A 24,416-nucleotide genomic window follows, 5' to 3' on the forward strand; every position below is an offset into this window, starting at 1 on the left:
GTCACGCGCGCAGACCACCCCTCCTCGGGGCTGCGTGCGTGACCGGAAGTCGGGCCCGCTCAGGCCTTGCGGGGCGGGAGCGGAACGAAGTAGCTGGTGCGCTGCTGGTACTCGCGATATCCGGGCCGCTCCGCCATGTGCTGCTCGAGCAGCCGCGCACCCGTCGCGAACACGAGGAAGTACGTCATGGCAACCGGCGAGAGGACGGTCAGCACACCGGGCCAGTGCGCCGCGGAGACCAGGAAGATGCCCCACCAGACACAGGCATCACCGAAGTAGTTGGGGTGGCGCGTGTACCGCCACAAGCCCCGGTCCATGATGGTGCCCTTGCGGGACGCGTCCGCCTTGAAGGCGTCCATCTGACGATCCCCCACCGTCTCGAAGACGATGCCCAGGACCCACAGAGCGACGCCCACCGCAGAGACGACGCCGAACGATCCGTCGGACACGGCGGCGACCTGCACCGGCAGCGACACGAACCACAGCGCGACACCCTGCGTGAGATAGATCTTGCGGATCGCGTACACAGCGGGGCTGCCCGGCGCGTTCGACAGCATCTTCTCGTACCGCGGGTCCTCGCCCTTGCCCCGTGAGCGGCGGAACATCGAGACCGCGAGACGGGTGCCCCAGGCTCCGACGAGCACCAGCATCAGCACTCGCCGCCACCCGTCGCCGGACCCGGCCAGTGCCGCGGCGATCGCCACCGCGACGAAGCCTGCCCCCCAGCTCACGTCGACCACGTTGTGCCGACCGATACGGAAGCCGACGACCGCGGTGACGGTGAGGACAACCGCCACCGCCAGCAGGGAGAACGCCGACACGACGGCCAGATCGGACCAGGAGAAGTCCGTCATCCGTGTGTCCGCACCAGCGGCATCGACGACACGCCGCGGTCGTCGGGGCGGACGGACAGGATCTGGTCGACACCCATCCGGCCGTCGCGGAACGCCATTCCGCCGCCCACGAGGTACAGACGCCACACCCGCGCCACCTCGTCTCCGACGAGTGCGACCAGATCGTCCCAGCGGCTCTCGAAGGTCGCGTACCAGGCGTCGACCGTGCGGACGTAGTGCTCGCGCAGGGCGTGCACGTCGCGGACCTCGAGACCCGACTCCTCGATCATGGCGACCGTCGCACCCACGGGCCGCATGTACATGTCGGGGGCGATGAACGACTCGATGAAGGCACCGCCGCCAGGGTTGTCCCCCGCCTTGCGCGACATCTGCTGCACCAGCACCCGGCCGCCGGGCACCACGTTGTCGTGCAGCGCCTTCGCGTAGATCGGATAGTTCTTCTCGCCGACGTGCTCGCCCATCTCGATGGACGCGACGGCGTCGAAGGGGCCGTCGGGCACCTCTCGGTAGTCCTGGATGCGGATCTCCACCCGGTCCTGCAGGCCGCGGTCCGCGATGCGCTTGTCGATGAAGGCCTTCTGCTCGCGGGAGATGGTGACGCCGACGACCTGCGCGTCGAAATGTTCCGCCGCGTGCAGGCTCAGCGACCCCCATCCGCACCCGACGTCGAGGAACCGCATTCCGGGGCGGCCGAGGCCGATCTTGCGGCACACGAGGTCGAGCTTGTCGCGCTGCGCGTCCTCGAGGCCGTAGTCGGGCGAGTCCGACGTCCAGTAGCCGCTCGAGTACGCCATCTGCGGGTCGAGCACCATCTCGTAGAATTCGTTCGAGAGGTCGTAGTGGTGGCTGATCGCCGCGCGATCGCGCACCAGCGAGTGCAGTCGACCCTTGATGACCGCCTGCGAGGCGGGGGCGGGAAGAGGGCGGGCCTGCTTCACCCCGACGACACCGAGCGACGCCGCGGTGCGGATGAGCTCGACGATCGCCTTCGGGCTGGGCCGCACGGCCGTCAGCCGACGGGTGCGCACCACGTCCCACACGTGCGTCAGCGCCTCGTCGAGGTCACCTTCCACGTCGAGTTCACCGGTGACGTACGCCTGAGCAGCACCCAGTTCCCCCGGGCTCCACAGCAACCGTCGCAGGACGTTCGGGCTGTACAGCGTCACCTTCGGCGCGTCGGTGGGGCCGGCGGTCGAGCCGTCCCACGCAGTCAGGTGCACCGGCAGCGCGCCGCCCACGAAGGGGGCGATCAGGTCTTCGAGCCGTGCGGCCACGGTGGGGGTGCCGGTCATCGGTCGCTCCTTCGTTCGAGCAGGATCTGCTGGACATCGATGTAGCCGGAGCCGAAACCGGCCTCGGAATAGCAGAGGTAGAAGTGCCACATGCGGGCGAACACGTCGTCGAAGCCCAGCATCCGGGCCTCCTCGGCGTGCGCGTGGAAGCGCTCGTCCCACAGGCGCAGGGTGCGGGCGTAGTGATCGCCGATGGACAGACGCTCACGCACGCGCAGCGTCGTCTCCTTCTCGGTGATGCTCTCGATCGCTCGGATCGACGGGAGGAACCCGCCGGGGAAGATGTACTTGTGCACCCACGTGTACGTGTTGCGCGTGGCCAGCATGCGCTCGTGCGGCATGGTGATGGCCTGGATCGCCACCTTGCCTCCGGGGGCGAGCAACGAGTCGATGGTGCGGAAGTACTCGCCCCAGTACTGGTGTCCCACGGCCTCGATCATCTCGACGGACACGATCGCGTCGTACTCGCCGTCGACCAGTCGGTAGTCCAGGAGATCGACCTGGACCCGGTCGGCGTGGCCGGCGGCGTCGATGCGCTTGCACGCGAGTTCCAGTTGCTCGGTGGACAGGGTCACCGACCGCACCGTGGCACCGCGTTCGGCGGCGCGGATGGCGAGTTCGCCCCAGCCCGTGCCGATCTCCAGGACGCGTGTTCCCGCGGTCACCCCGGCGCGATCGAGCAGTCGATCGATCTTGGACCGCTGCGCGGCGGCGACGTCGTCCCATCCGGGCTGCGGGGTCAGCGACGGGAACAGCGCGCTCGAGTAGGTCATGGTCTCGTCCAGGAACAGTTCGAACATCTCGTTCGACAGGTCGTAGTGGCGCGAGATGTTCGAGCGCGTGTTGCTCGTGGTGTTGGTCTCGGAGACCGGCTGCTTGGGGATGTACAGGCCGCGCAGGCGTTGCAACCACTTCGGGATGAGGGTCGCCATGCGTTCGGCGAAGACACCGAGTGCCGCCGTGAGGTCGGGCGCGTCCCAGTCGCCGGCCATGTAGGCCTCACCGAATCCGATGAGCCCACTCTCCCCCACGCGCGCCGCGAAGTCGCGTGGGCGGTGGATCGTCATCACCGGGGCGGTGGGATCGTTCGCGCCACCTCCGATGACGACGCCGTTCGGCATCTCGACCCGGATCGCGAGATGTTCTGCCGCCCTGCGGAAGAGAGCGTCGGCGACGGGCGCGGCGAGGCGCGCCTTGACGGTGACCGGCGCCGTCGCGATGGAGGGCCAACGTTCGGCGTCGACGGTCGATGCCACGGCGTACTGAGTCATCCTGGTGCCTTCTGATCGAGGGGGTACTGCCGAACCGAGCGGAGTGGAGAGCGGACCGTGCCGGTCCACCACGGCGGGTACGTCGCCGCGCACCGGCGGACGCGGAACCGTGCGGAGCCCACGCGCCCACAACCCGATCCCCTGACGCCGGATGCGCGCGGTGACCACGTGCGGGGCGAGGGGGGCTCGTGCGAGAACGCCCAGGACGCGGCCCGTCGTCGCGGGGCGTCCGGTGCCGGACATGATCGCGACGAACGGGGGGTGCCCGTCCCGGAGCAGCGTGATCGACAGCGCGAGGGAGCCGTCGGGCTCCGGGAGGCGCATCGCGTACTCCCCGCTGACGTCGTTGAACGGCGAGACGTAGAACTCCTTGGGCGTGCGCGCCGCCCCGCGCGCGTCCGTGTCCAGCAGGTAGCGGTGACGTTCGCCGTAGGTGTTGTGCACCTCGGCGACCACGTGCTCGACGCGGCCGGTGCCATCGTGCAGCCAGTAGACCGTCAGGGGGTTGAAGACGTACCCGAGAACACGAGCGTTGGTCAGCATCGTGATCCGCCCCGCGACGGGTACCCGGCCGTGTGCCCGGAGGAAGTCGTCGAGGTTGGCCCGCAGCGTCGCCGACGGATCACCCACGTGGTCGGCGGCGTCGATCTTCGCGAACGGCGCGAGCGGGCCGGGCAGCGACGGGAGTGCGTCGATGTCGACGAACCACGAGTAGCTGCGATACGTGAACTCGTTCTCGATCGGCTCGCGCCGAACGTGCCTGATGGAGGTCTCGTAGATCATGGCGGTGCGAGTACCGGCCGCGGCGCGGGTGTCGACGGCGGTCATGCCCAGACCCCGCCGAGACGTTCCGCCGCGCGCAGGCCCGAGGCCGCACCGTCCTCGTGGAAGCCCCACCCGTGGTAGGCGCCCGCGAAGGCGACCAGGTCGGTGTCGAGCTCCCCGAGTCGCGCCTGCGCGGCGACCGACTCGGACGTGTAGAGGGGATGCTCGTACCGCATCGTCTCGAGCACGGCGGACGGGTCGAGTGCGGCACCCTCGGCCGTGGGATCGTCCTCGTCGCCCAACGTCACGAGGTACCGGGAGCCGGTGTCGGGCAGCCGCTGCAGCCGTGACATGTCATAGGTGACCACCACTCCGCCCGGCGCCGCATCGCACGCCGGCATGCGGTAGTTCCACGAGGCGCGGGCACGCCGCAGACGCGGGAGCACGCTCTCGTCGGTGTGGAGCCGAGCCACGTTGGGCGAGTACGGCATGGCACCGAGAACGAGGTGCTCCGTCGAGGTGGGCTCGGCGAGCATCTTCAGCGCCTGCTGGGGATGCGTCGCGACGACGACGGCATCGACCGTCTCCGTGTGCCCGGAGGCGTCCTCGATCTCGACCGACCGGTCGCCCCGCCGGATGGCGGCCACCGGTGTGCCCGAACGGATGTCGGCAATCGTCTCGGCGACACGCTCGACGTAGCGGGCGGATCCACCGGTCACGGTGCGCCAGGTCGGCGAACCGCCGACGCCGAGCATCCCGTGATGCTCGAGGAACGAGAAGAGGTACCGGGCCGGGTAGTCGAGGGCCCGAGACGGCTCGCACGACCACACGGCGGACACGAGGGGCGTCATGAAGTGCGATTCGAAGTACTGCGAGAACTCGTGCCGGGCAAGCACATCGGCGACCGTCGCATCGTCGTCGCCGGACGCGAGCAGCGCACGGGCGACACGGTGAAAGCGGGTGACCTCGAGCAGCATCCGCAGGTAGCGACCGCGGACCACGCTGCCGGGGCCGGGGATCAGCCCGGAGAGGCCCTGCCCACCCGAGTACTCGAGCCCGCATCCGTCGCAGCGGATCGACATGCTCATGTCCGATTCCTGTGTCGGAATGTCCAATTCGCGAAACAGTCGCTGCAGTGTCGGGTATGTCCGGTCGTTGTGGACGATGAAGCCCGTGTCCACGGGCAGATCACCCTGCGGGGTGGACACGACGTGGGTGTCCGCGTGACCGCCGAGACGGCCGTCGGCCTCGTACAGCGTGACGCGAGCAGTCTTCGACAGCACGTACGCTGCCGTGAGGCCGGCGACGCCGGCGCCGACCACGGCGATGCGCCGGTCGGTGTGAGCATCGTGAGCCATGTGTCTTCTCCCTACGTGATGCGATCGGCCGGCCGCTGTGCGTCGGACCGCTCGCAGTGTCACTCGGGTTTCGTAGACGACACCTCGCGCGATTGGTCGACGACGAACTCCCGTACCCGCCGCGACCATGTCCGCGGTGATCGAAGCATGAAGTGACCCGCTCCCGCCATCGGAACGAACAAGGCGTCGACACCGCGCGCGGCGGCGCGTTCGGTCGCGGCGCGGGACGCGACGGGGTCGGTCCACCGGTCGACGGTGCCGTGCAGGACCAACAGGCGCTGATCGGCGCGCAGGGTGTCGGTCTCCCTGCCATCGGGCCACCACGGCGCCAGCGCGACGAGAGCCACCACGTCGGGGTGCCCCGCGATCGCTGCTGCCGTGCGACCGCCCATGGAGTGACCGAGCACGGTGATGGGAGTCCCCGGTCCGTACGTGTCGCGGATCTGCTCGCACGCCCACCACGCGTCCGCGACGGGACTGCGGTCGGCGCCGTTCCAGCCGCGGTACCGGTACTGCAACTGGGTCACCGCGACCGATGGCCCCGTCGCGCGCCGGAGCATGCGCGTGAAGGGGACCATGCGCAGGGCCGACAGCTGCCACGGACGAGCACGGTCGTGGCTGGTCACCTTGCCGCCGTGCAGAACCAGCACCGCGGAGTCTGCGGGCCCGGACCGGAGCCCGTGCAGAGTCGGGGCCGCGACGTCGTCAACACTCATGGTTCTTGATTCGGGGCGCTCCGGCCGCTGGATGCCTGGCAGTGGCGAACGTCGCGCCCTCACTGCCGGACGTCAGGGGGGTGACACGACGACGGCCGGACACCTGATGGTGTCCGGCCGTTCGGTGGAGCTGCCGGGAATCGAACCCGGGTCCTGTGTCGGTTTGCCAGGGCTTCTCCGTGCGCAGTCTGCTAAGCCTCTACTCGGATCTCCAGATCTCGCAGACAAGCCTGGATGACGATCCCAGCCACTGTTTGATGTCCCACATCACTCCGTGACCGAGTGACCAGGTGAGCCCTCTAGCTGATGCCAGTACCCGACCCGAGGGCGAAATCGGACTGACAGACACGCAGTCGCTACTTAGGCAGCGAGTGCGTAGTCGCGCTGATTGGAATCGGCGCTTATATTTTTGCGATGACGCTTGCGGTGGTCTCTCGCCTGCACCGGCACGCTTCCCCTGACTAGACGCACACAGTCGAAACCGTTCAGCCCCTTTCCTCCGCTGTGGCGAAGTCTCGTCCCACCGGTCTTCCCGGTGGACACGTCAGTCTAACGTCATCCGACGCGGGTTTCATCCCGTTTGTCACCGGTGTCGGCCGCGCGTTCGGCCTTGCCCGTGATGTTCTCGAGCATTCCGCGGAAGATCACACCGTGGAACGGCATGATGGCGAACCAGTACAGCCGTCCGCCCAGCCCCCGCGGGAAGAAGATCGCGCGCTGCTCGTAGCGGGAGCGGGTCCCGCCGTCGCGCGGAAGGACGCGCAATTCCAGCCAGGCACCTCCGGGCGCCTTCATCTCGGCGCGCAGACGCAGCAGCGACCCGCGCTCGATCTCTTCGACGCGCCACCAGTCGAGTGCCTCGCCGTTGACCAACCGACGCGGATCCCGACGACCGCGCTTGAGTCCCACGCCCCCGACGATCTTGTCCATCCAGCCGCGGATGACCCAGGCAGCGGGGAACGAGTACCACCCGTTCTCACCACCGATGCCCTCGACGACGTCCCAGAGCAGTTCCGGTGGTGCGTTGCAGTCCTGTGCGCGTTCGTCGACGTACACCACCTCACCGGCCCAGTCGGGGTCCGACGGCAGCGGATCGGAGGGGGCGCCGGCATCGGTCGCGTTGGACCACGTGGTCTCCACCTCCCCGTCCTCGATGCGCCGCAGCGCGAGGTGCACGGAATCGGCGAAGGTGGTCAATCCACCCTCCGGCGGAGGGACGACCGTGTCGATGTCCTGTTCGTGGGCGATGGCGTCGTACTGCAGTGACTCGATGAGGGGCATGGCCAGTCCGCGTGGGATCGGCGTGACCAACCCGATCCAGTGACCGGCGAGTCGGGGAGTCAGCACCGGCAACACCAGCATGCGACGCTTGCGCAGACCCGCCACACTCGCGTACTCGTTCATCATCTCGCCGTACTGCAGGACGTCCGGCCCACCGATGTCCCAGGTACGGGAAGTCTCGAACGGAGCGGTCGCCGACTCGATCAGGTAGTGCAGCACGTCGCGGACGGCGATCGGCTGGATCTGGTTGTGCACCCACTTGGGGGTCGTCATGACGGGCAGTCGATTGGTGAGGTGCCGGATCATCTCGAACGACGCGGATCCGGAGCCGATGACGACACCCGCCTGCAGCACCACGGTGAAGACGCCGGACTCGATGAGGATCCGGCCCACCTCGGCACGCGATTCGAGGTGCGGGGACAACGCGCCGGTCACCGGGTGGAGGCCGCCGAGATACACGATGCGCTGCACTCCGGCGGCCTTCGCCGCTTCGGCCACGTTCTCCGCACTCCGACGCTCCGCCTCGGCGAAGTGGTCGGATCCCCCCATGGAGTGGACGAGGTAGTAGACGACGTCGACGTCCCGGAACGCATCGTCCAGCGACTCGCGATCACTCAGATCGCCCTGCACCACCTCGACGTCCGCAGCCCACGGCACGTCGCGAAGCTTCTGAGGCGACCGGGCGAGGACGCGAACCCGGTAGCCGGCCTCCGTCAGTCGCGGGGCGAGTCGACCGCCGATGTAGCCCGTCGCTCCGGTGACCACGACACGGGCGCCTGCTTCGGTGTTCATGCACTCCATTCGTAGCAGAGGGGCACCTCGAGTGTGGCGCCCACCCGGAGCGAGACCACCGCCAGGTGGTCAGGCACCCGCGGTGATCAGCCCGACCGCGCCCAGGGCGATGACCATGCCGACGATCTGCACCTTGGCCACCCGCTCCCCCAGCATCACCATGGCCAGCAGCACGGTCGCGGCGGGATACAGCGAGGCGATCACGCTGACGAGGGACAGCAGCCCACCCTGGAAGGCATAGAGCAACGCGGCGTTGGCGGCGACGTCCAGAAGAGCGATCCAGGCGGCCAGCTTCAGAACGCCGCCACGGGGGAACGAGAACATGCCGGTGCCGAGGGCGACCGCCCACACGAGGGCGGTGGCGGTGACCCGGTTAGCAAGCAACGGCCACAGACCCGCGTCGTCCTCCCCGGCCCGGTCGAGAAAGATGAACGTCAACGCGAATGCCAGACCGGAACCGACGGTCAGCCATGCCACCCGGGGCGTGAATCGCAGAGTCCGTCCGCCGGCCACGTCACCTGCGGCGTCGTCGGGTGATTCCTTGCTGACCATGAGCACAGCCACCAGCGCCAGCGCGATGCCGATGTATGCCAGGACGCCGGGTCGCTCGCCCAGGACGAGCCCGACGCCGACCGGTACACCGGCCACCAGAACGGCCGTGATCGGCGACACGACGGCCATCGGCCCGGAGGCGAGTGCCAGGTAGAACCACCACACGGCGACACCGCCGGCCAGTCCGGACAACGCACCCCACACCACGGACGACGCGGTGAGAGTGCCTCCGACGAACGGCATCACCGCCGCCACGACGAGTACCGAGACCGGGTACGAGACGATCACCACGCGCAGCGCGGCGACGCGTCGGGACGCGACTCCTCCGACGAAGTCGCTGACGCCGTACCCGAGCGCCGCGATCAGCGCGAGGACGATCGCGGTCAGCGCATTCCCTTTATGCGACGACCGAGTTCACGGGTGACCTCGCGTTCCGCCGTTCGGCGAGCCAGGTCCTGACGCTTGTCGTAGTCCTGCTTGCCCTTCGCCAGGGCCAGCTCGACCTTCACCTTGCCCTCGTTGAAGTACATGGAGAGCGGTACCAGTGTCATGTTGCCCTCACGCGTCTTGCCGATGAGGACCTCGATCTCCCGCTTGTGCAGCAGGAGCTTGCGGTTGCGCCGCGGCGCGTGGTTGGTCCAGCTTCCCGCCATGTACTCGGGAATGTGCAGGCCGCGCAGCCACACCTCGCCGTCGTCGACGGTGGCGAAGGCATCGGCCAGCGACGCCTTCCCGTCACGCAGGCTCTTGACCTCGGTGCCGACGAGGGCGACTCCGGCCTCGTAGACGTCGAGGATCGTGTAGTTGTGTCGCGCTTTGCGATTGGTCGCAATCGCCTTGCGACCTTTCTCCTTCACAGCTGGAACTCCTTCGGGCGCGGGTGGACGTGACTTCTGACAACCATAAGGACTCCGTCCACCCATTTGTTCCGGGTGCCGGGTGCCGGGTGCGCTACTGCCGGACGTACAGGCGCAGGGTGATGTAGGAGGTGATCGTGGCCATGCCGACGCCGACCAGAAGCAGGATCGGCGAGACCAACAGGACGTCGCTCGTCGTCACCCGAGCCAGGATGTTGGCCTGGTACAGGTCGTCCAGCACCGAGTCGATGAACGCCGCCTTGGCGGTGAACAGTCCGGCGATGGCGAGCACCGCACCCACCAGCGATGCCGCGATGGCCTCGAGCAGGAAGGGCAGCTGCGTGTACCACCGCGTGGCGCCGACCAGGCGCATGATGCCCACCTCGGTCCGACGGGTGAACGCGGCGATCTGCACCATGTTGGCGATCAGCAGGACCGCCGCGACGGCCTGGACCACAGCCACCGCGAACGCGGCGTTGCGGACGCCCGCGAGGACACTGAACAGCCGGTCGACCAGTTCGCGTTGGTTGAGCACGCTCTGCACACCCGGCCGCGCCCCGAACTCGTCGTTGATCACGCCGAACCGCTCGGGATCGCTGAGCTTCACCTTGAACGACGCGGGGAAGCTCTCGGGTGACACCAGGGACGCCAGCTCCGGCTGATCCTTGAAGACGCGATCGGTGGCGTCGGCGACGGCGTCCTCCCGGTTGAGGTACTGCACCGACACCACGGACGGCGTCGATTCGAGGTCCGTGCGGAGGCCGGCGCAGATGCCCGAGGTGCAGTCCGGGTCGGTGGTCGAGATGTCGTCGGTCAGGAAGATCTGGACCTCGACGCGATCCAGGAAGATCTGCTGCGTCTTCCCCGCCATCTGCACGACCAGCAGGCCACCACCGAACAGACCGAGGGAGATGGCGGTGGTCAGCACCATCGCGATGGTCATCGTGATGTTGCGGCGCAGTCCGGTGAGAACTTCGCCGAGAAGGAAACTAGCGCGCACGGTTCACACACTTTCTTCGAGAGGTCGTTGCGCCGAGGCGCGAGCAGGGGACGGAGCCGAGAGCGGGATCTAACGACCCACGCCGTACACCCCTCGTGCCTCGTCGCGGACCACCCGGCCGTTGTCGAGCTCGACGACGCGGCGACGCATCGAGTCGACGATGTGGTTGTCGTGAGTGGCCATGAGGATGGTGGTGCCCGTGCGGTTGATGCGCTCGAGCAGCAACATGATGTCCTGGCTGGTGTCGGGGTCCAGGTTGCCGGTGGGCTCGTCCGCGAGCAGCACGAGCGGCCGGTTCACGAAGGCGCGGGCCACGGCGACTCGCTGTTGCTCGCCGCCGGACAGCTCGGACGGCAGACGATCCGCCTTGCCGGACAGGCCGACCAGCTCGAGCACCTCCGGCACCGTCCGCTCGATCACCCCGCGCGGCTTGCCGATCACCTCGAGGGCGAACGCGACGTTCTCCGACACCGACTTGTTCTGCAGCAGGCGGAAGTCCTGGAAGACGCATCCCATGCTCTGCCGCAGCTTCGGCACGCGCCGCCCGGCGAGCTTGTTCACGTGGAAGTCCGCCACCGTGATGTCGCCCGAGGTCGGCATCTCCTCGCGCAGGAGCAGGCGCATGAAGGTCGACTTGCCCGAGCCCGACGGCCCGATGAGGAAGACGAACTCGCCCTTCTCCACCTTCACCGACACTTTGTCCAGCGCGGGTCGAGTCGAGGACTTGTAGGACTTCGAGACGTTCTCCACGCTGATCACGGGTCGCCAGTGTAGCCGCGCGTCCCGACGGTGCCGCTACAGCGACGCGCGGGTCAGTTCGTTCCGCTCGGCAACGGCAGACCGGGGATGGTCGGCAGCTGGAACCCGGGCGCGCGTGTCGTCGTGCCGGTGGTGGTCGTGGGCGCCGGCGCGGTCGTCGTGACACCGTCCTGCGGCGAGGCCGGATCGGTCGTGGTCGGCACGGGCGTCGTGGTCGACCGGAACGTGGTGGTCGTCGGGGCGTAGGTCTCCGCCGGGGGCGGCGCCTCGGACGACGACGGTGCGGGCGGGACGTACACCGGCGAGTTCTCGTTGAGGGTCGGGTCGAAGCGCACGTTGTTCCACAGCACCAGTACTGCCAGGAAGGCGAGCACCATCACCACGGTTGTGGTGCGGAAACGGCCGAGGATGCGCGCCGGTATGCGCGACATCCACCCGGGGCGGAACGTCGATCGCGGAGCGTCCGGATGATCGGTCGCCGGGCTCTCGGGTTCGTTCGAGGTCACTGTTCGCCTCCCACGGGACGGTCGGCGGAGAGTTCGGGCGAGACGGTGATGCCGTCGTTGCGCAGTGTCAGAGCGATGCGCGCGCGGAGCTCACGTCCCACCTCGAACTGCTTGCCCGGCAGGGTGCGGGCGACGAGGCGCAGGTTGACCTGGTCCACCTCGATGCTCTCGACACCCATGACGGTGGGCTCGTCGAGCAGCAACTCGGTGAGCCGACTGTCGCGGTAGGCCTCCTCGCCCACCGACTTCAACAGCTCGGTGACGCGCGAGAGATCCGCGGACGGCGGCACCGGTACGTCGATGACCGCGCGCGCCCAGTCCTTCGACAGGTTGACCGCCTTGACGATCTGCCCGTTGGGCACGGTGATCACCTCGCCCTCGGCCGACCGAACCCGCGTGACGCGCAGCGTCACGTCCTCGACGGTGCCGATCGCGTCGCCCGCGGTGCCGGTGATCGCGAGCTGGACCACGTCGCCGTACCCGTACTGACGCTCAGTGATGATGAAGAACCCGGACAGGATGTCCTGGACGATGCGCTGGGCACCGAAACCGAGCGCGGCACCGAGCACGGTCGCCGGAGCCACGAGGCTGGTGATCGGGAAGCCGAGGCGCTGCAGGACCCGGATGGCGACCAGCACGTAGATGAGAGCCACGACCACCCAGGTGACGACCTGCGCCACCGAGTGGCGGTGTTTCGCCGCCTCGGTGCGCACGAGCGCGTCGGTCTGCTGGTAGGTCCGGTCGATGCGGCCGGTGATCTTGCCGCCGGCCCACCCCACCGCCCGCGCTGCGAGCATGCCGCCGAGGATCCACAGGATCATCTCGAGGAAGTTGTTCTGGAGCCAGAAGACGAAATCAGGAGGCAGTGGCCAGAAGGCGCTCACCTGTTACTCCTGCTCTGCACGCATACGCCAGCGGATGCCCGACTCGATGAAGCCGTCGATGTCACCGTCGAGCACCGAGGACGGGTTGTTGACCTCGTACTCGGTCCGCAGATCCTTCACCATCTGGTACGGGTGCAGGACGTACGAGCGCATCTGGTTACCCCAGGAGCTGCCGCCGTCGCCCTTGAGGGCATCCATCTCGGCGCGCTCCTCCTTGCGCTTGACCTCGAGCAGCTTGGCCTGCAGCACGCGCATGGCGGACACCTTGTTCTGCAGCTGCGACTTCTCGTTCTGGCAGGTGACGACGATGCCGGTCGGAATGTGGGTGAGCCGCACGGCGGAGTCGGTGGTGTTGACGGACTGACCACCCGGTCCCGACGAGCGGTACACGTCGACACGGATGTCGTTCTCGGGGATCTCGATGTGATCGGTGGTCTCGACGACCGGCAGCACCTCGACCTCGGCGAAGGACGTCTGGCGGCGACCCTGGTTGTCGAAGGGGCTGATGCGCACGAGACGATGCGTGCCCTGCTCGATCGACAGAGTTCCGTAACTGTAGGGCGCCTTCACCGCGAAGGTGGCGCTCTTGATGCCGGCCTCCTCGGCGTACGAGGTGTCGTAGACCTCCACGCCGTATCCGTGCTTCTCGGCCCAGCGGATGTACATGCGCATCAGCATCTCGGCCCAGTCCGCGGCGTCGATCCCGCCGGCGCCGGACCGGATGTTGACCAGCGCGTCACGCTTGTCGTACTCACCCGACAGCAGGGTCCGCACCTCGAGCAGCTCGACGTCGGTGTGCAGGGAGACGCGCTCGGCGTCCGCCTCGGCGAGCGCCTCGGCGGCGGCCTCGCCCTCTTCCGCCTCGGCGAGCTCGTACAGCACCGGAAGATCGTCGAGCCGCTGGCGCAGCGCCTCGACCCGCCGCAACTCGGTCTGCGCGTGCGACAACGCGCTGGTCACCTGCTGGGCGTGGTCCTGGTCGTTCCACAGCTCGGGGTCGGCAGCCTGGTGTTCGAGCTCGTCGATCCGGCGACGGAGTTCCTCGATGTCGAGCACCGACTCCACGGTCTTGAGGGTGGTGTCGAGTTCGGCGATGTCAGCGGATACGTCAGGATGCACGCGCCCGAGGTTACCGGCAACGACCGACGGGCCCGCACCGCAGTAACGTCCTGTGCCGTGACCGACCTCGCCGACGATCTCACCCTCGCCCTCCGTCTCGCGGACGCGGCCGACGCCATCACCACGGCGCGATTCCTGGCCGTGGACCTGCGCATCGAGGACAAGCCGGATCTCACACCCGTCTCGGACGCGGATCTGGCCGTCGAGACCGAGATCCGGCGGCTGCTCGGCGAGGTCCGACCGGGCGATGCGGTGTTGGGCGAGGAGTTCGGCGGCGACGCCGTCCTCTCCGGGCGTCAGTGGGTGCTCGATCCCATCGACGGCACCAAGAGCTTCGTCCGCGGTGTGCCGATCTGGGCGACGCTGGTCGCGCTGCTCTCCGACGGCGTGCCGGTCGTGGGAGTGGTCAGCGCTCCCGCTCTCGCGCGGCGATGGTGGGCGGCCGACGGGCTGGGAGCGTTCGCACGCTTCGGTGCCGACGAGCCGCGACGGTTGTCGGTGTCGTCGGTGGCGTCTCCGTCCTCGGCGAGCCTGGGATTCTCCAGCCTCAGCGGGTGGAGGGACGCCGGTCTGCGAGAGAACTTCCTGGATCTGACCGACGAGGTGTGGCGAGTCCGCGGCTACGGCGACTTCCTCTCGTACTGCCTGGTCGCCGAGGGATCGATCGATGTGGCCGTCGAGCCCGAAGTATCACTGTGGGACCTGGCTCCGCTCGACGTGCTGGTACGGGAGGCGGGCGGCCGTTTCACCGCTCTCGACGGTGCGGCGGGGCCGCACGGAGGCAGTGCGGTGGCGTCGAACTCGCTTCTTCACGACGCCGTCCTCGGGCGCCTGACGCGCCGACCTTACTCGACGGTAGACACCGAACTTACCGACGAGTAAGATAGGTCCTGTCCACGACCGAACACCGAGAACAGCTGGGTGATCATGACGAAGAACGACAGCGCCCCCACGACCAAGACCGATGCGTCTCGGCGCCCGGTGCGCGACACGTCAGCGGTCGGGCTCAACCCGATCCGACGCGACGCCATCGGAACCGCGATGCGCGTGCTCACCAAGCTCTCCGGCTCCGACCTGGCCGAGAAGTACAACCTGCGCCAGACGATCGACCGTGTCACGTACGAGAGCACGAAGACCGGCTTCAAGACGCTCGGTGCCGCCACCCGGACCTTCTCCAAGGTGTCCGGCGGAGGCAAGCCCGAGCGTCTGCCAGAGTCCTCCACCAAGGGACTCGACTACTTCGACCTGACTCCCGACGACGAGCAGAAGATGATCGTCGAGACGGTGCTCGAGTTCGCCGAGGAGATCATGCGCCCGGCAGCGCACGACGCCGACGAGTCCGCGGCATCGCCGGACGACCTCGTCGCTCGCGCCGCCGAACTGGGCATCACCCTCATCAACGTCCCCGAGAACCTCGAGGGCGCGGCCAGTGAGCGCGGCGCCGTCACCAACGCCCTCGTCGCCGAGGCGCTCGCGTACGGAGACATGGGCCTGGCCCTGCCGATCCTCGCCCCCAGCGGCGTGGCGGTGGCGCTCACGCAGTGGGGCACCGAGACTCAGCAGAAGACGTACCTGCCGTCCTTCACGGGTGAGAAGGTGCCCAGTGCGGCTCTCGTCGTGAACGAGCCGCGCGCGCTCTTCGACCCGTTCGCGCTGCAGACCAAGGCGGTCCGCTCCCCCAGCGGCTACAAGCTCACGGGCGTCAAGAGCCTCGTGCCGTCGGCCGCCGCCTGCGAGCTGTTCATCGTCGCCGCCGAACTCGACGGCCGTCCCGCTCTCTTCATCGTCGAGTCGGACAGCGCCGGGTTGAGTGTCGAGGCGGACCCCAGCATGGGTCTGCGTGCAGCGGGCATCGGCCGACTGCATCTCGACGGCGTCGCCGTACCCGAGGCCAACCTGTTGGGCGACGGCGACGCGGACGCCCACGTGTCCGACTACACCGACGCCATCCGGCTCGCGCGTCTCGGCTGGGCGTCCATGGCCGCCGGCACGTCGAAGGCCGTCCTGGACTACGTGGTCCCCTACGTCAACGACCGCACCGCGTTCGGCGAGCCGATCAGCAACCGTCAGGCCGTCGCCTTCATGGTGGCCAACATCGCGATCGAGCTCGACGGTCTGCGCCTGGTCATCCAGCGTGGTGCGTCCCGTGCGGAGCAGGGGCTGTCCTTCGCACGCGAGGCCTCGCTCGCCCGACGACTCGCGACGGACAAGGGCATGCAGATCGGCCTCGACGGTGTCCAGCTTCTCGGCGGACACGGTTTCACCAAGGAGCACCCGGTCGAGCGCTGGTACCGCGATCTCCGCGCCGTCGGCGTTGCCGAGGGCATCGTCCTGATCTGATCCGACACCCCACCTTTCGATTGGAACTCTCATGATCAATCTCGAACTTCCTCGCAAGCTCAGGGCGTCGGCCAACCAGGCTCACCAGGTCGCGGCCGAGATCATGCGCCCCGTGTCGCGCAAGTACGACCTGGCGGAGCACGCCTACCCGGTCGAGCTCGACACCATGGCCGCCATGATCGAGGGCATGAGCGACGCCGGCGGTGAAATCGGCGGCGCCAAGGGCGGCCGTGAGGCCAAGGGCGACGCTCCGAAGCCGAGCAAGACCGCGAATGCCAACGGCGGCAACATGTCCGCTCTGGTCAACGTCATCGAGACCTGCTGGGGCGACGTGGGTCTGACACTGTCCATCCCGTACCAGGGCCTCGGCAACTCCGCCATCGCCGCCGTCGCCACCGACGAGCAGCTCGAGCGCTTCGGCAAGGTGTGGGCCTCGATGGCCATCACCGAGCCCTCGTTCGGTTCCGACTCGGCCGCCGTGAGCACCACCGCGGTACTCGACGGTGACGAGTGGGTCCTCAACGGCGAGAAGATCTACGTCACGGCCGGCGAGCGCTCCACGCACATCGTCGTGTGGGCCACCGTCGACAAGACCAAGGGCCGCGCCGCGATCAAGTCCTTCGTCGTCCCGCGGGACGCGCCGGGCCTGTCCGTCGCACGCCTCGAGCACAAGCTGGGCATCAAGGCGTCCGACACCGCAGCCCTGCTCCTCGACAACTGCCGCATCCCGAAGGACAACCTCCTGGGTTCCCCGGACGTCGACACGGACAAGGGCTTCGCCGGCGTCATGCAGACGTTCGACAACACCCGTCCTCTGGTCGCCGGCATGGCCATCGGAGTCGCCCGTGCAGCGCTCGAGGAGCTCCGGTCGATCCTGACCGACGCCGGAGTGGTCATCGACTACGACGCTGCCACCTACAGCCAGTCGGCCGCTGCTGCGGAGTACATCCGGCTCGAGGCCGACTGGGAGGCTGCTTACCTGCTCGCTCTCCGCGCTGCGTGGATGGCGGACAACAAGGAGCCCAACTCGCTGCAGGCGTCGATGTCCAAGGCGAAGGCAGGCCGTAGCGCCACCGACATCACACTCAAGGCGGTGGAATTGGCCGGCACGCTCGGCTTCTCCGAGCACCTGCTGCTCGAGAAGTGGTCACGCGACTCGAAGATCCTCGACATCTTCGAGGGCACCCAGCAGATCCAGCAGCTGATCGTGGCTCGCCGCGTGCTCGGGAAGACGTCCGCCGAGCTGAAGTGACGGCTACGCGACCCTGAGAAAGGCCCGGCACATGTGCCGGGCCTTTCTGCTGTTCTGGCAAGCTGGAACGGACGAAGCACGGCGAACACGAGGGAGACTGCCATGTCGGACTGGGCGAAGAAGATCGAGGACAAAGCCAAGGGCCTCGTCGCGGAGGCCGAGGTGGGCCTCACCCACCTCGAGGGTGCGGACGCCGTCGATCTGGACGAGACGGACGACTCGGGGGACCGTACGGACGCCGGCGGGGACGTCGACGAGAACGACGCGCCCAGCACGGGCATGACGTCGGCGGATCCCGACATCTCTCACTGAGCACCAGGCACCGACGTCGCTCTGATCCGATCGAGTCGACGCCGGTGCCTGCGGCAACGCAAAAGGCCCGACAGTCTGGGACTGTCGGGCCTTTCGTAGTGGTAGCGGGGACAGGATTTGAACCTGCGACCTCTGGGTTATGAGCCCAGCGAGCTACCGAGCTGCTCCACCCCGCGTCAGCGTCGAGAACCTTTCGGCTCCGTCTGCGGTGCAAGCTGTACTGCGTTCTTGCTGAACAAGAAGTTACCGGACGGCGTCGGTGAATTGCAAATCGCCTGCTGAGCAACGAGATCGAGCCTCGGAGGGTGACCGCGGTCTCTTTTCACCCGTGTTCCCCCTCACATAACGATGGGGTCACGAAGAGGACACGAGACGGTTGTCATCCGTCATGACCTGCAGAGATGTCACGAACCCACCATCTCGCCCGTTTCCGACCTCGCGAGAGGGCCGGGTGACGGCTCGTGATTGTTTCGTTACCGTCGCGCTCGGCCCGAAACAAGGGCCAGGCCGACCCGCCGCTGGATTCTTCTGCCCCGCGGGATCGGAGACCCGACTCGATGGGGGCAGGGATTCGAGCGAATGCAGGCGTCACTCGCCTGCGCGCTCACGTCGACCAGCGCTGAGAGGATCTACCCCGCATGACCACTGCACGTAACTTCACCACCCGCGCGCTCGGATGGGCCGCCGTCACCGGCGCCGTCGTCGCCGCACCGCTCGTCCTGAGCACCGGAACCGCCTCCGCAGCACCCGCCCACAACTGGGACGGCGTCGCACAGTGCGAGAGCGGCGGCAACTGGGGCATCAACACCGGCAACGGCTACTACGGTGGCCTGCAGTTCTCGCAGAGCACCTGGGCGGCCAACGGCGGCTCCTTCACCGCGTCCAGCGCCTCCAAGGCCGAGCAGATCCGCGTCGCCGAGAACGTTCTCGCGACCCAGGGTGTCGGCGCATGGCCCACCTGCGGCCAGTACCTCTCGTCGGGCACCACGTCGGTCGCCGAGGCGCCCGCGCCGGCACCCGCTCCCGCGCCTGCTGCACCCGCCGCACCGGCACCCGTGCAGTCCGTCGTCGAGCAGGGCGCAGCACTGGCCCAGCAGTACGGCGTCGGCCAGCAGTACCAGGACTTCGTGGCCGCCAACTCCGGCGTCCTCGCGGGCCTCGCTCGCTAGAGCATCCTCTCGAACGTCCGAAGCGGGCGCATCCGATCATCGGGTGCGCCCGCTTCGTCGTGTGCGGTGGGTGCGTGCTGTCGCGCCACCACGCACCGGCACTGCACGGGGTGTGCACACCCGTTCCGTACACCGCACACCCCCAACAGCCGACTGGAAAGGGTGCGCGGCCACCACAACAGGTGTGCGCTCGGCCGGACCAGGCGGCGCGCCCCCGCCGAGCCACCACGCTCCGGCACTGCACGGGGAGCGCACACCCCCTCCGCGCACCGCACACCCCCAACAGCCGACTGGAAAGGGTGCGCGGCCACCACAACAGGGTGCGCGCACAGCCAAGCCGCCACACAGCGACGCCCCGCCCTCGTGAATCGAGGGCGGGGCGTCGCGTGGAGCAGAGCCGACTAACCGCCGGTGCTGTTGTACTGGTCGATCGCGCGCTGCAGGTTGTCGAACGCGGTACCGAGCTGGGCGAAGTCACCCGACTGCTGCGCGGTCCGCACTGCTGCCAGCGCACTGTTGAGGTTGTTCACCGCCGCCGTCCGGTCGACGGGCGCAGCGGGTGCGGCCGACGTGGACGGAGGCGTGGTGGCAGACCCCTCGGTGGGTGCCGGGGTGGTGCCGGTCGACGAGCCGTTGTCCGGCTGCGGCTCTGTCGCCTCACCGCCCGGCGCGGTCGCCACGCTGCCCGTACCGGAGCCGAACACCTGGTCCAGTGCCTCGGCCAGCGTCGCCGCGTACCCGACGCGGACACCGCCGCCCGCACCCGGCTCGCGATAGCTCACGAGTACGCGGGACAGCTGAGGGAACGTGGAGGTGTTCGTCGTGTTGCGCTCGGTGTACAGCGGCTCGACGTACAGGATTCCGCCGTTGGCGATGGGCAGTGTCAGCAGGTTGCCGTACTGGATCCTGTTGGACTGCTGCAGCAGCGTTCGGTCCGACGCCACACGGGTGTCCGACGTCATCGAGTTCTGCGCCTGCTGCGGACCCTGAGTCTGCGTGTCGGTGGGCAACTGCAGCACCGTGAACTCGCCGTAACCCTCCGGATCGGAGCGCACGGAGATGTACGCGGACAACAGCTCTCGGTTGAAGCCCACCATCGCACTGGTCAACCTGAACGACGGCTGGCCCGTGTCCGGATCACCGATCAGGACGTAGTACGGCGGCTGGTTGAGGTTGGTGCCACCCTCGACGGTCGGGTCGCTGGGGACCGACCAGAACGCGTTGTTGGTGAAGAACTCGCCGGGATCGTTGACGTGGTACTTGGCGAGCATCTCGCGCTGGACCTTGAACAGGTCCTCGGGGTAGCGGAAGTGCTGACGCAGTTCGTCGGAGATCGCCGACTCGGGCTGGACCGCACCCGGGAACGCGCCCATCCACGCGGCGAGGACGGGATCGTTGTCGTCCACCTGGTACAGGTTCACCGACCCGTCGTAGGCGTCGACGGTGGCCTTGACCGAGTTGCGGATGTAGGACACCTCGTCACGCGGAAGCAGTCGACCGGTGTTGGCGTCGATGCTGTCCTGCACCAGTCCCTCGAGCGAACTGCGCTGCGCGTAGGGGTACTGGTCCAGCGTGGTGTACGCGTCGACGATCCAGACGATCTTTCCACCGACCACGGCCGGGTAGGAGTTGCCGTCCGCGGTCAGCCACGGTGCGACCTTCTGCACGCGCTCACGAGGATCGCGGTTGAAGATGATCTTCGAGTCGTCGCCGATGGCGCCCGAGAAGAGGATGTTGCGTTCGGTGTACTTCGCCGCGAACGCCAACCGGTTGAACCAGTTGCCGATGCTGACGCCACCCGAACCGGTGTAGGTGTAGCGCGAGGTGTCGGTGTCGTACTCGCGGCCGTCCGAGCCTTCGCTGCCACCGACGATGGCGTAGTCGGGGTTGGACGACGCGATGACCTCGCCGTAGTAGATGCGGGGCTGCTCCACCGGGATGACCTGGTCGTCCGCGGCCTGCGACGCGAGGTCGCTGACGGTGTAGATCGGGTACCCGGAGTTGCTGTTGGACTCGGTGCTCGTCGCGTCCTGCACGGCGGCGTTCACACGGTTGGCCGGGGCCGCCACGAAACCGTTGCCGTGCGTGTACACCGTGTGGCGGTTGATCCAGTCGGTCTGGTTGCCGGTGAGGCTGTTGGGAGACAGCTCACGCGCCGCGACGATGTAGTCCTGGAGCTGCCCGTCGATCTCGTAGCGGTCGACGTCCAACGTGGACGGGAACCCGTAGAAGTTCTTGAGCTGCTGCTGCTGGGTGAAGGTGCGCGAGAGCACGTTCGGATCGAGCAGACGGGTGTTGGCGATGGTGGTCTGGTCCGCGGGGACGTCCCGAGGCGACGCGGAACCGACGCCCGTGTAGTCCTCGTAGGTCACGGTGTCGTCCGTGATGCCGTAGGCGGCTCGGGTGGCCTCGATGTTCCGTTCGATGTACGCCCGCTCCTTGTCGGCAGCGTTGGGGCGCACCGAGAACTGCTCGACGACCAACGGCCAGACGGCGCCGACGAGAATCGACGACAGGACGAGAAGCGCGGTGGCGAGTGCCGGGATCCGCAGATCGCGCAGGAAGATCGCCGCGAAGAAGGCACCCGCACAGATGACAGCGATGGCCAGCAGGATGAGCTTCGCGGGCAGGACGGCGTTGATGTCGGTGAAGCCGGGGCCCGTGAACGTGGGCTCCTTACGGCTGCTCGACAAGAGTGCGTAACGATCGAACCAGTACGCCACCGCCTTGAGGACGACGAAGGTGCCGGCGAGCACGGCCAACTGGATGCGCGCCGACTTGGTCAGCGCACCCTCGCGGCCGCTGAGGCGCAGGCCGCCGAAGATGTAGTGCGTGACCAGTGCCGCGAAGAAGGCGATGACGACGGCGACGAAGAGCCAGTTGAGGATCGACCGGTAGAACGGCAGATCGAAGGCGTAGAAGCCGACGTCCAGGTTGAACTGCGGATCCTGCACGCCGAAGGATCCACCGTGCAGGAACATCTGCACCGTGACCCAGTTGCCCTGTGCGACAAGGCCGGAGAGCAGGCCGATGACGACCGGGATGCCGATACCGAACACGCGCAGACGCGACATGACGGTGGTGCGGTAGCGAGCGATGGGATCGTTCGGTCCGGCCGTGGGCACGAAGACCGGACGCGACCGGTAGGCGACGGTGAGAGCACCGAACACCGTGCCGCCCACCAGCAGAGCGACGACGAGGAAGGTGATCACGCGAGTGAGGAGCACCGTCGTGAAGACGTTGCGGAAGCCGACCTCCCCGAACCACAACCAGTCCGTGTACGTGTCCACCAACCGGGGACCGATGAGCAACAGCGCGGCCAGAACCAACGCCAGGACCAGTAACGTACGGCTCCGTCTCGACAACGACGGTAAACCGGTTGGGGGCCTCATGCCCACGTGCCACACTCCAAGATCTCGCGCGCCGTCGCCTCGTGACACCACCGTGACGACACCACATGTCCGTTTTCGACCACTGTACGGACACCCTCGAACGCGGAGTGTCCCGCCGTGGCGACGTCCACGACTCTAGCCCTCGATGCGAGGATGGAGCGGTGAGTGACAACGAGGATGCATCGTGACCGGGAGCGAGTGGTTCGATCCCGAATCCGGGGACGCCCGCGCCGAACGCGCCCTCGCCCGCTGTGTGCGCGAGGTCGTCGACTACGTGGACGCCGGCGGGTGGGACCAGGGGCCTCAGTTGTTCGCGTTGGTCCCGACCGAGGATCTGGCGGCCGCGGAGCCCAGCCTGCTCGACCAGCTCGAGGACGGCGCCGACCTGACCCCTGTCGCCCAGGAGCGGCTGCCCGCCGACGTCGCGGGCGGATCGCACGCGCTCGACGAGTTCCTCGGCACGACCACCTGGCCGGCCTCGGTCGCCGGGTGCGCACTGGTCGAGGAGATCGTCGTTCTGCCGCCCGAGGCCGAATCGGATCTCGACAGCGCCCTCGCTCCGCTCCTGGCGGATCGCGACGCGGCGGACCAGGCCGCGCGCCTCACGGCCGAGGAGCACCCCGACCGGCGCGACGGGCGGCTCATCGTCGCCGTACTTCGGGACGGTCCGTCCATCGCCCTGCTGCAGCTGCGTCCCGAGAACGAGGACGACAGCAGTTTCGACGAGGCGCCGGAGCTACTGACCTACGAGAACCTGGCACCGAACGTCGTCGCGGCGCTGCACGCCACGCTCGACGCGGATCCCGAGGACGAGGACTACTAGCGTTCGCACCCGGATCGTCACGAGCAGGACGGGGCGTCTCCCCCACCGGCCAGCGCGTCGAGCGACCCGATCGCATCGTCCAGGCTCGTGACCTTCACCAGGCGTAGCCCCTCCGGCGTCCGCGGCGCCGCCTCGGCGCAGTTGTCCGCGGGAACGAGGAAGATCGTCGCGCCGGCCTCGCGTGCGGCGACCAACTTGTACGGGATGCCGCCGATGGGACCCACCGCGCCGTCGGCGTCGATCGTTCCCGTGCCGGCGACGAAGGCACCGCCGCTGAGGTCGCCGGGACTGAGCTTGTCCACCACCGCCAGCGAGAACATCAGTCCGGCGGACGGGCCGCCGACGTCGGCGAGATTGAACTCCACGGTGAACGGCACGTCCGGTGTCTCCTCCGGGGTGATGCCGAGATAGCCGCGCTCGGCGTCGTCCGGACGGGCGGCGACGGTGACGTTCTCCGTCGTCGTCGCGCCGTCCCGCGTGACGTCCACCGAGATGGTCGTGCCGGGATTCACGGCACCGACAGCTTTCTGGACGTCGGCCACAGTGGACACGGGCGCGCCGTCGATCGCGGTCACTCGGTCACCTTCCTCGAGGACGCCCGCCGCGGGGCTGTCGTCGCCGATCTGCGCGACCGTGAGCACCGTGGGCAGTCCGAGGTGATTCAAGGCGGCGAGTTCCGCACTGTCCTCGGATTCCGCGAAGTCGGCCTGGTTGGCGTTCTCGACCTCTTCTCGGCTGCGATCGGGCGGGTAGATCTCGTCGCGCGGGACCAGCCCCTGCCTGCCGCTGAGCCAGAGGCCGAGAGCGTCGAACACCGTCAACTCGTCCCGCACCGCCACGGTCGTCATGTTCAGGTGGCCGGACGGCCGATCGACGTCGGTGCCCTGGACGTCCACGACGGGCTTGCCGTCCACCTCACCGAGGGTGTCGAACGTCGGTCCGGGCCCGAGGGCCGCGAACGGAACGGTGACCGCAGATCCCAGAACTCCGAGGACGACCACCGGCAACAGAGCGACCAGGAGCGTCGCGATCCTTCGATTCACGTCACCACAGTAGAGAACGACACCGTCAGCGCTGTCGGGGAGACGCGTCGACGTCGCCCGTGGCGTTGCTGTGTTCGCG

The 24,416-nt window shown here is 68.0% G+C and carries 21 protein-coding genes, 1 tRNA gene, 1 other RNA gene and 1 pseudogene; 6 read left to right on the plus strand and 18 right to left on the minus strand.

Annotated elements, in window-relative coordinates; genetic code table 11:
* Window positions 1–59 precede the first annotated feature (59 nt).
* The 15 genes and pseudogenes from J4E04_RS12265 to prfB all read right to left on the minus strand — a co-directional run bounded on the left by J4E04_RS12265 (window position 60) and on the right by prfB (window position 14,006).
* Complete coding sequence (locus J4E04_RS12265; RefSeq protein WP_056447886.1) at window positions 60–854, minus strand: DUF1295 domain-containing protein; 795 nt, start codon at window positions 852–854, stop codon at window positions 60–62.
* On the minus strand, window positions 851–2,146 hold the full coding sequence (locus J4E04_RS12270) for an SAM-dependent methyltransferase (protein ID WP_222647053.1): 1,296 nt from the start codon (window positions 2,144–2,146) through the stop codon (window positions 851–853). The genes J4E04_RS12265 and J4E04_RS12270 overlap by 4 nt, the downstream gene beginning before the upstream one ends.
* Window positions 2,143–3,417 (minus strand): class I SAM-dependent methyltransferase, encoded by a 1,275-nt coding sequence (locus tag J4E04_RS12275; protein WP_490150545.1) that lies wholly within the window; start codon window positions 3,415–3,417, stop codon window positions 2,143–2,145. The genes J4E04_RS12270 and J4E04_RS12275 overlap by 4 nt, the downstream gene beginning before the upstream one ends.
* A gap of 156 nt (window positions 3,418–3,573) precedes the next feature.
* Window positions 3,574–4,245: pseudogene (locus J4E04_RS12280) on the minus strand (DUF1365 domain-containing protein); the annotation flags it as partial.
* Window positions 4,242–5,540 carry an NAD(P)/FAD-dependent oxidoreductase gene (locus tag J4E04_RS12285; protein ID WP_222647052.1) on the minus strand — a complete coding sequence of 433 codons (1,299 nt, stop codon included), beginning with the start codon at window positions 5,538–5,540 and terminating at the stop codon, window positions 4,242–4,244. The pseudogene J4E04_RS12280 and the gene J4E04_RS12285, both read right to left, overlap by 4 nt.
* Window positions 5,541–5,599: 59 nt before the next feature.
* Window positions 5,600–6,256: an alpha/beta hydrolase family protein gene (locus J4E04_RS12290; RefSeq protein ID WP_037186676.1), complete on the minus strand. Its 657-nt coding sequence runs from the start codon at window positions 6,254–6,256 to the stop codon at window positions 5,600–5,602.
* Window positions 6,257–6,378: 122 nt separating this feature from the next.
* Window positions 6,379–6,749, minus strand: a transfer-messenger RNA (tmRNA) gene (gene ssrA / locus J4E04_RS12295).
* 62 nt (window positions 6,750–6,811) lie between these two features.
* Window positions 6,812–8,329 carry an SDR family oxidoreductase gene (locus J4E04_RS12300; RefSeq protein ID WP_051613594.1) on the minus strand — a complete coding sequence of 506 codons (1,518 nt, stop codon included), beginning with the start codon at window positions 8,327–8,329 and terminating at the stop codon, window positions 6,812–6,814.
* Between the two features lie 69 nt (window positions 8,330–8,398).
* Complete coding sequence (locus J4E04_RS12305; RefSeq protein ID WP_490150546.1) at window positions 8,399–9,268, minus strand: DMT family transporter; 870 nt, start codon at window positions 9,266–9,268, stop codon at window positions 8,399–8,401.
* Window positions 9,265–9,738 (minus strand): SsrA-binding protein SmpB, encoded by a 474-nt coding sequence (smpB, locus tag J4E04_RS12310; RefSeq protein WP_027506811.1) that lies wholly within the window; start codon window positions 9,736–9,738, stop codon window positions 9,265–9,267. The genes J4E04_RS12305 and smpB overlap by 4 nt, the downstream gene beginning before the upstream one ends.
* Window positions 9,739–9,832: 94 nt before the next feature.
* Complete coding sequence (ftsX, locus tag J4E04_RS12315; RefSeq protein ID WP_027506812.1) at window positions 9,833–10,738, minus strand: permease-like cell division protein FtsX; 906 nt, start codon at window positions 10,736–10,738, stop codon at window positions 9,833–9,835.
* Window positions 10,739–10,807: 69 nt separating this feature from the next.
* Window positions 10,808–11,497: a cell division ATP-binding protein FtsE gene (gene ftsE / locus J4E04_RS12320; RefSeq protein WP_027506813.1), complete on the minus strand. Its 690-nt coding sequence runs from the start codon at window positions 11,495–11,497 to the stop codon at window positions 10,808–10,810.
* A gap of 53 nt (window positions 11,498–11,550) precedes the next feature.
* Window positions 11,551–12,003 (minus strand): Rv3103c transmembrane domain-containing protein, encoded by a 453-nt coding sequence (locus tag J4E04_RS12325; protein ID WP_490148693.1) that lies wholly within the window; start codon window positions 12,001–12,003, stop codon window positions 11,551–11,553.
* Window positions 12,000–12,824 (minus strand): mechanosensitive ion channel family protein, encoded by an 825-nt coding sequence (locus tag J4E04_RS12330; protein WP_490150547.1) that lies wholly within the window; start codon window positions 12,822–12,824, stop codon window positions 12,000–12,002. The genes J4E04_RS12325 and J4E04_RS12330 overlap by 4 nt, the downstream gene beginning before the upstream one ends.
* A 66-nt stretch (window positions 12,825–12,890) precedes the next feature.
* Window positions 12,891–14,006, minus strand: a complete 1,116-nt coding sequence (gene prfB / locus J4E04_RS12335) for a peptide chain release factor 2 (protein WP_027506816.1) — start codon at window positions 14,004–14,006, stop codon at window positions 12,891–12,893.
* Window positions 14,007–14,063: 57 nt separating this feature from the next.
* On the opposite strand from prfB, the gene J4E04_RS12340 reads away from it, so the two are divergent.
* The 4 genes from J4E04_RS12340 to J4E04_RS12355 all read left to right on the plus strand — a co-directional run bounded on the left by J4E04_RS12340 (window position 14,064) and on the right by J4E04_RS12355 (window position 17,910).
* The gene (locus J4E04_RS12340; RefSeq protein ID WP_490148694.1) at window positions 14,064–14,888 is read left to right on the plus strand and encodes an inositol monophosphatase family protein; all 825 of its coding nucleotides are present in this window, start codon (window positions 14,064–14,066) and stop codon (window positions 14,886–14,888) included.
* 39 nt (window positions 14,889–14,927) lie between these two features.
* Window positions 14,928–16,346, plus strand: coding sequence for an acyl-CoA dehydrogenase family protein (locus J4E04_RS12345; protein WP_490148695.1), 1,419 nt, complete (start codon window positions 14,928–14,930; stop codon window positions 16,344–16,346).
* A 31-nt stretch (window positions 16,347–16,377) separates the two neighbouring features.
* The gene (locus J4E04_RS12350) at window positions 16,378–17,598 is read left to right on the plus strand and encodes an acyl-CoA dehydrogenase family protein (RefSeq protein ID WP_056447862.1); all 1,221 of its coding nucleotides are present in this window, start codon (window positions 16,378–16,380) and stop codon (window positions 17,596–17,598) included.
* A gap of 102 nt (window positions 17,599–17,700) precedes the next feature.
* A complete protein-coding gene (locus J4E04_RS12355) occupies window positions 17,701–17,910 on the plus strand; it encodes a hypothetical protein (RefSeq protein ID WP_037186691.1) in 210 nt (69 codons plus the stop codon).
* Between the two features lie 99 nt (window positions 17,911–18,009).
* On the opposite strand, the gene J4E04_RS12360 is transcribed toward J4E04_RS12355, so the two are convergent.
* Window positions 18,010–18,086 (minus strand) — tRNA-Met (locus J4E04_RS12360).
* A 462-nt stretch (window positions 18,087–18,548) separates the two neighbouring features.
* Here J4E04_RS12360 and J4E04_RS12365 point away from each other — a divergent pair.
* Entirely contained in the window at window positions 18,549–19,079 is a 531-nt protein-coding gene (locus tag J4E04_RS12365) for a transglycosylase family protein (RefSeq protein WP_490148696.1), read from the plus strand.
* Window positions 19,080–19,480: 401 nt separating this feature from the next.
* Here J4E04_RS12365 and J4E04_RS12370 read toward each other — a convergent pair whose 3' ends face one another.
* Window positions 19,481–22,477 (minus strand): UPF0182 family protein, encoded by a 2,997-nt coding sequence (locus J4E04_RS12370; RefSeq protein ID WP_222638652.1) that lies wholly within the window; start codon window positions 22,475–22,477, stop codon window positions 19,481–19,483.
* 178 nt (window positions 22,478–22,655) lie between these two features.
* Here J4E04_RS12370 and J4E04_RS12375 point away from each other — a divergent pair, with 178 nt between their 5' ends.
* A complete protein-coding gene (locus J4E04_RS12375; RefSeq protein WP_231476446.1) occupies window positions 22,656–23,294 on the plus strand; it encodes a PPA1309 family protein in 639 nt (212 codons plus the stop codon).
* Window positions 23,295–23,311: 17 nt separating this feature from the next.
* On the opposite strand, the gene J4E04_RS12380 is transcribed toward J4E04_RS12375, so the two are convergent.
* Window positions 23,312–24,337 (minus strand): YlbL family protein, encoded by a 1,026-nt coding sequence (locus J4E04_RS12380; protein WP_490148697.1) that lies wholly within the window; start codon window positions 24,335–24,337, stop codon window positions 23,312–23,314.
* Between the last annotated feature and the right edge of the window lie 79 nt (window positions 24,338–24,416).

This window comes from Rhodococcus sp. NFXS4 (genome assembly GCF_058139645.1).

What these genes read in the sequence shown, in the direction of transcription:
- J4E04_RS12265 (WP_056447886.1), bottom strand. Translation starts at nt 854, where the DNA reads ATGACGGACTTCTCCTGGTCCGATCTGGCCGTCGTGTCGGCGTTCTCC.
- J4E04_RS12270 (WP_222647053.1), bottom strand. Translation starts at nt 2,146, where the DNA reads ATGACCGGCACCCCCACCGTGGCCGCACGGCTCGAAGACCTGATCGCC.
- J4E04_RS12275 (WP_490150545.1), bottom strand. Translation starts at nt 3,417, where the DNA reads ATGACTCAGTACGCCGTGGCATCGACCGTCGACGCCGAACGTTGGCCC.
- J4E04_RS12285 (WP_222647052.1), bottom strand. Translation starts at nt 5,540, where the DNA reads ATGGCTCACGATGCTCACACCGACCGGCGCATCGCCGTGGTCGGCGCC.
- J4E04_RS12290 (WP_037186676.1), bottom strand. Translation starts at nt 6,256, where the DNA reads ATGAGTGTTGACGACGTCGCGGCCCCGACTCTGCACGGGCTCCGGTCC.
- J4E04_RS12300 (WP_051613594.1), bottom strand. Translation starts at nt 8,329, where the DNA reads ATGAACACCGAAGCAGGCGCCCGTGTCGTGGTCACCGGAGCGACGGGC.
- J4E04_RS12330 (WP_490150547.1), bottom strand. Translation starts at nt 12,824, where the DNA reads ATGATCCTGTGGATCCTCGGCGGCATGCTCGCAGCGCGGGCGGTGGGG.
- J4E04_RS12350 (WP_056447862.1), top strand. Translation starts at nt 16,378, where the DNA reads ATGATCAATCTCGAACTTCCTCGCAAGCTCAGGGCGTCGGCCAACCAG.
- J4E04_RS12355 (WP_037186691.1), top strand. Translation starts at nt 17,701, where the DNA reads ATGTCGGACTGGGCGAAGAAGATCGAGGACAAAGCCAAGGGCCTCGTC.
- J4E04_RS12365 (WP_490148696.1), top strand. Translation starts at nt 18,549, where the DNA reads ATGACCACTGCACGTAACTTCACCACCCGCGCGCTCGGATGGGCCGCC.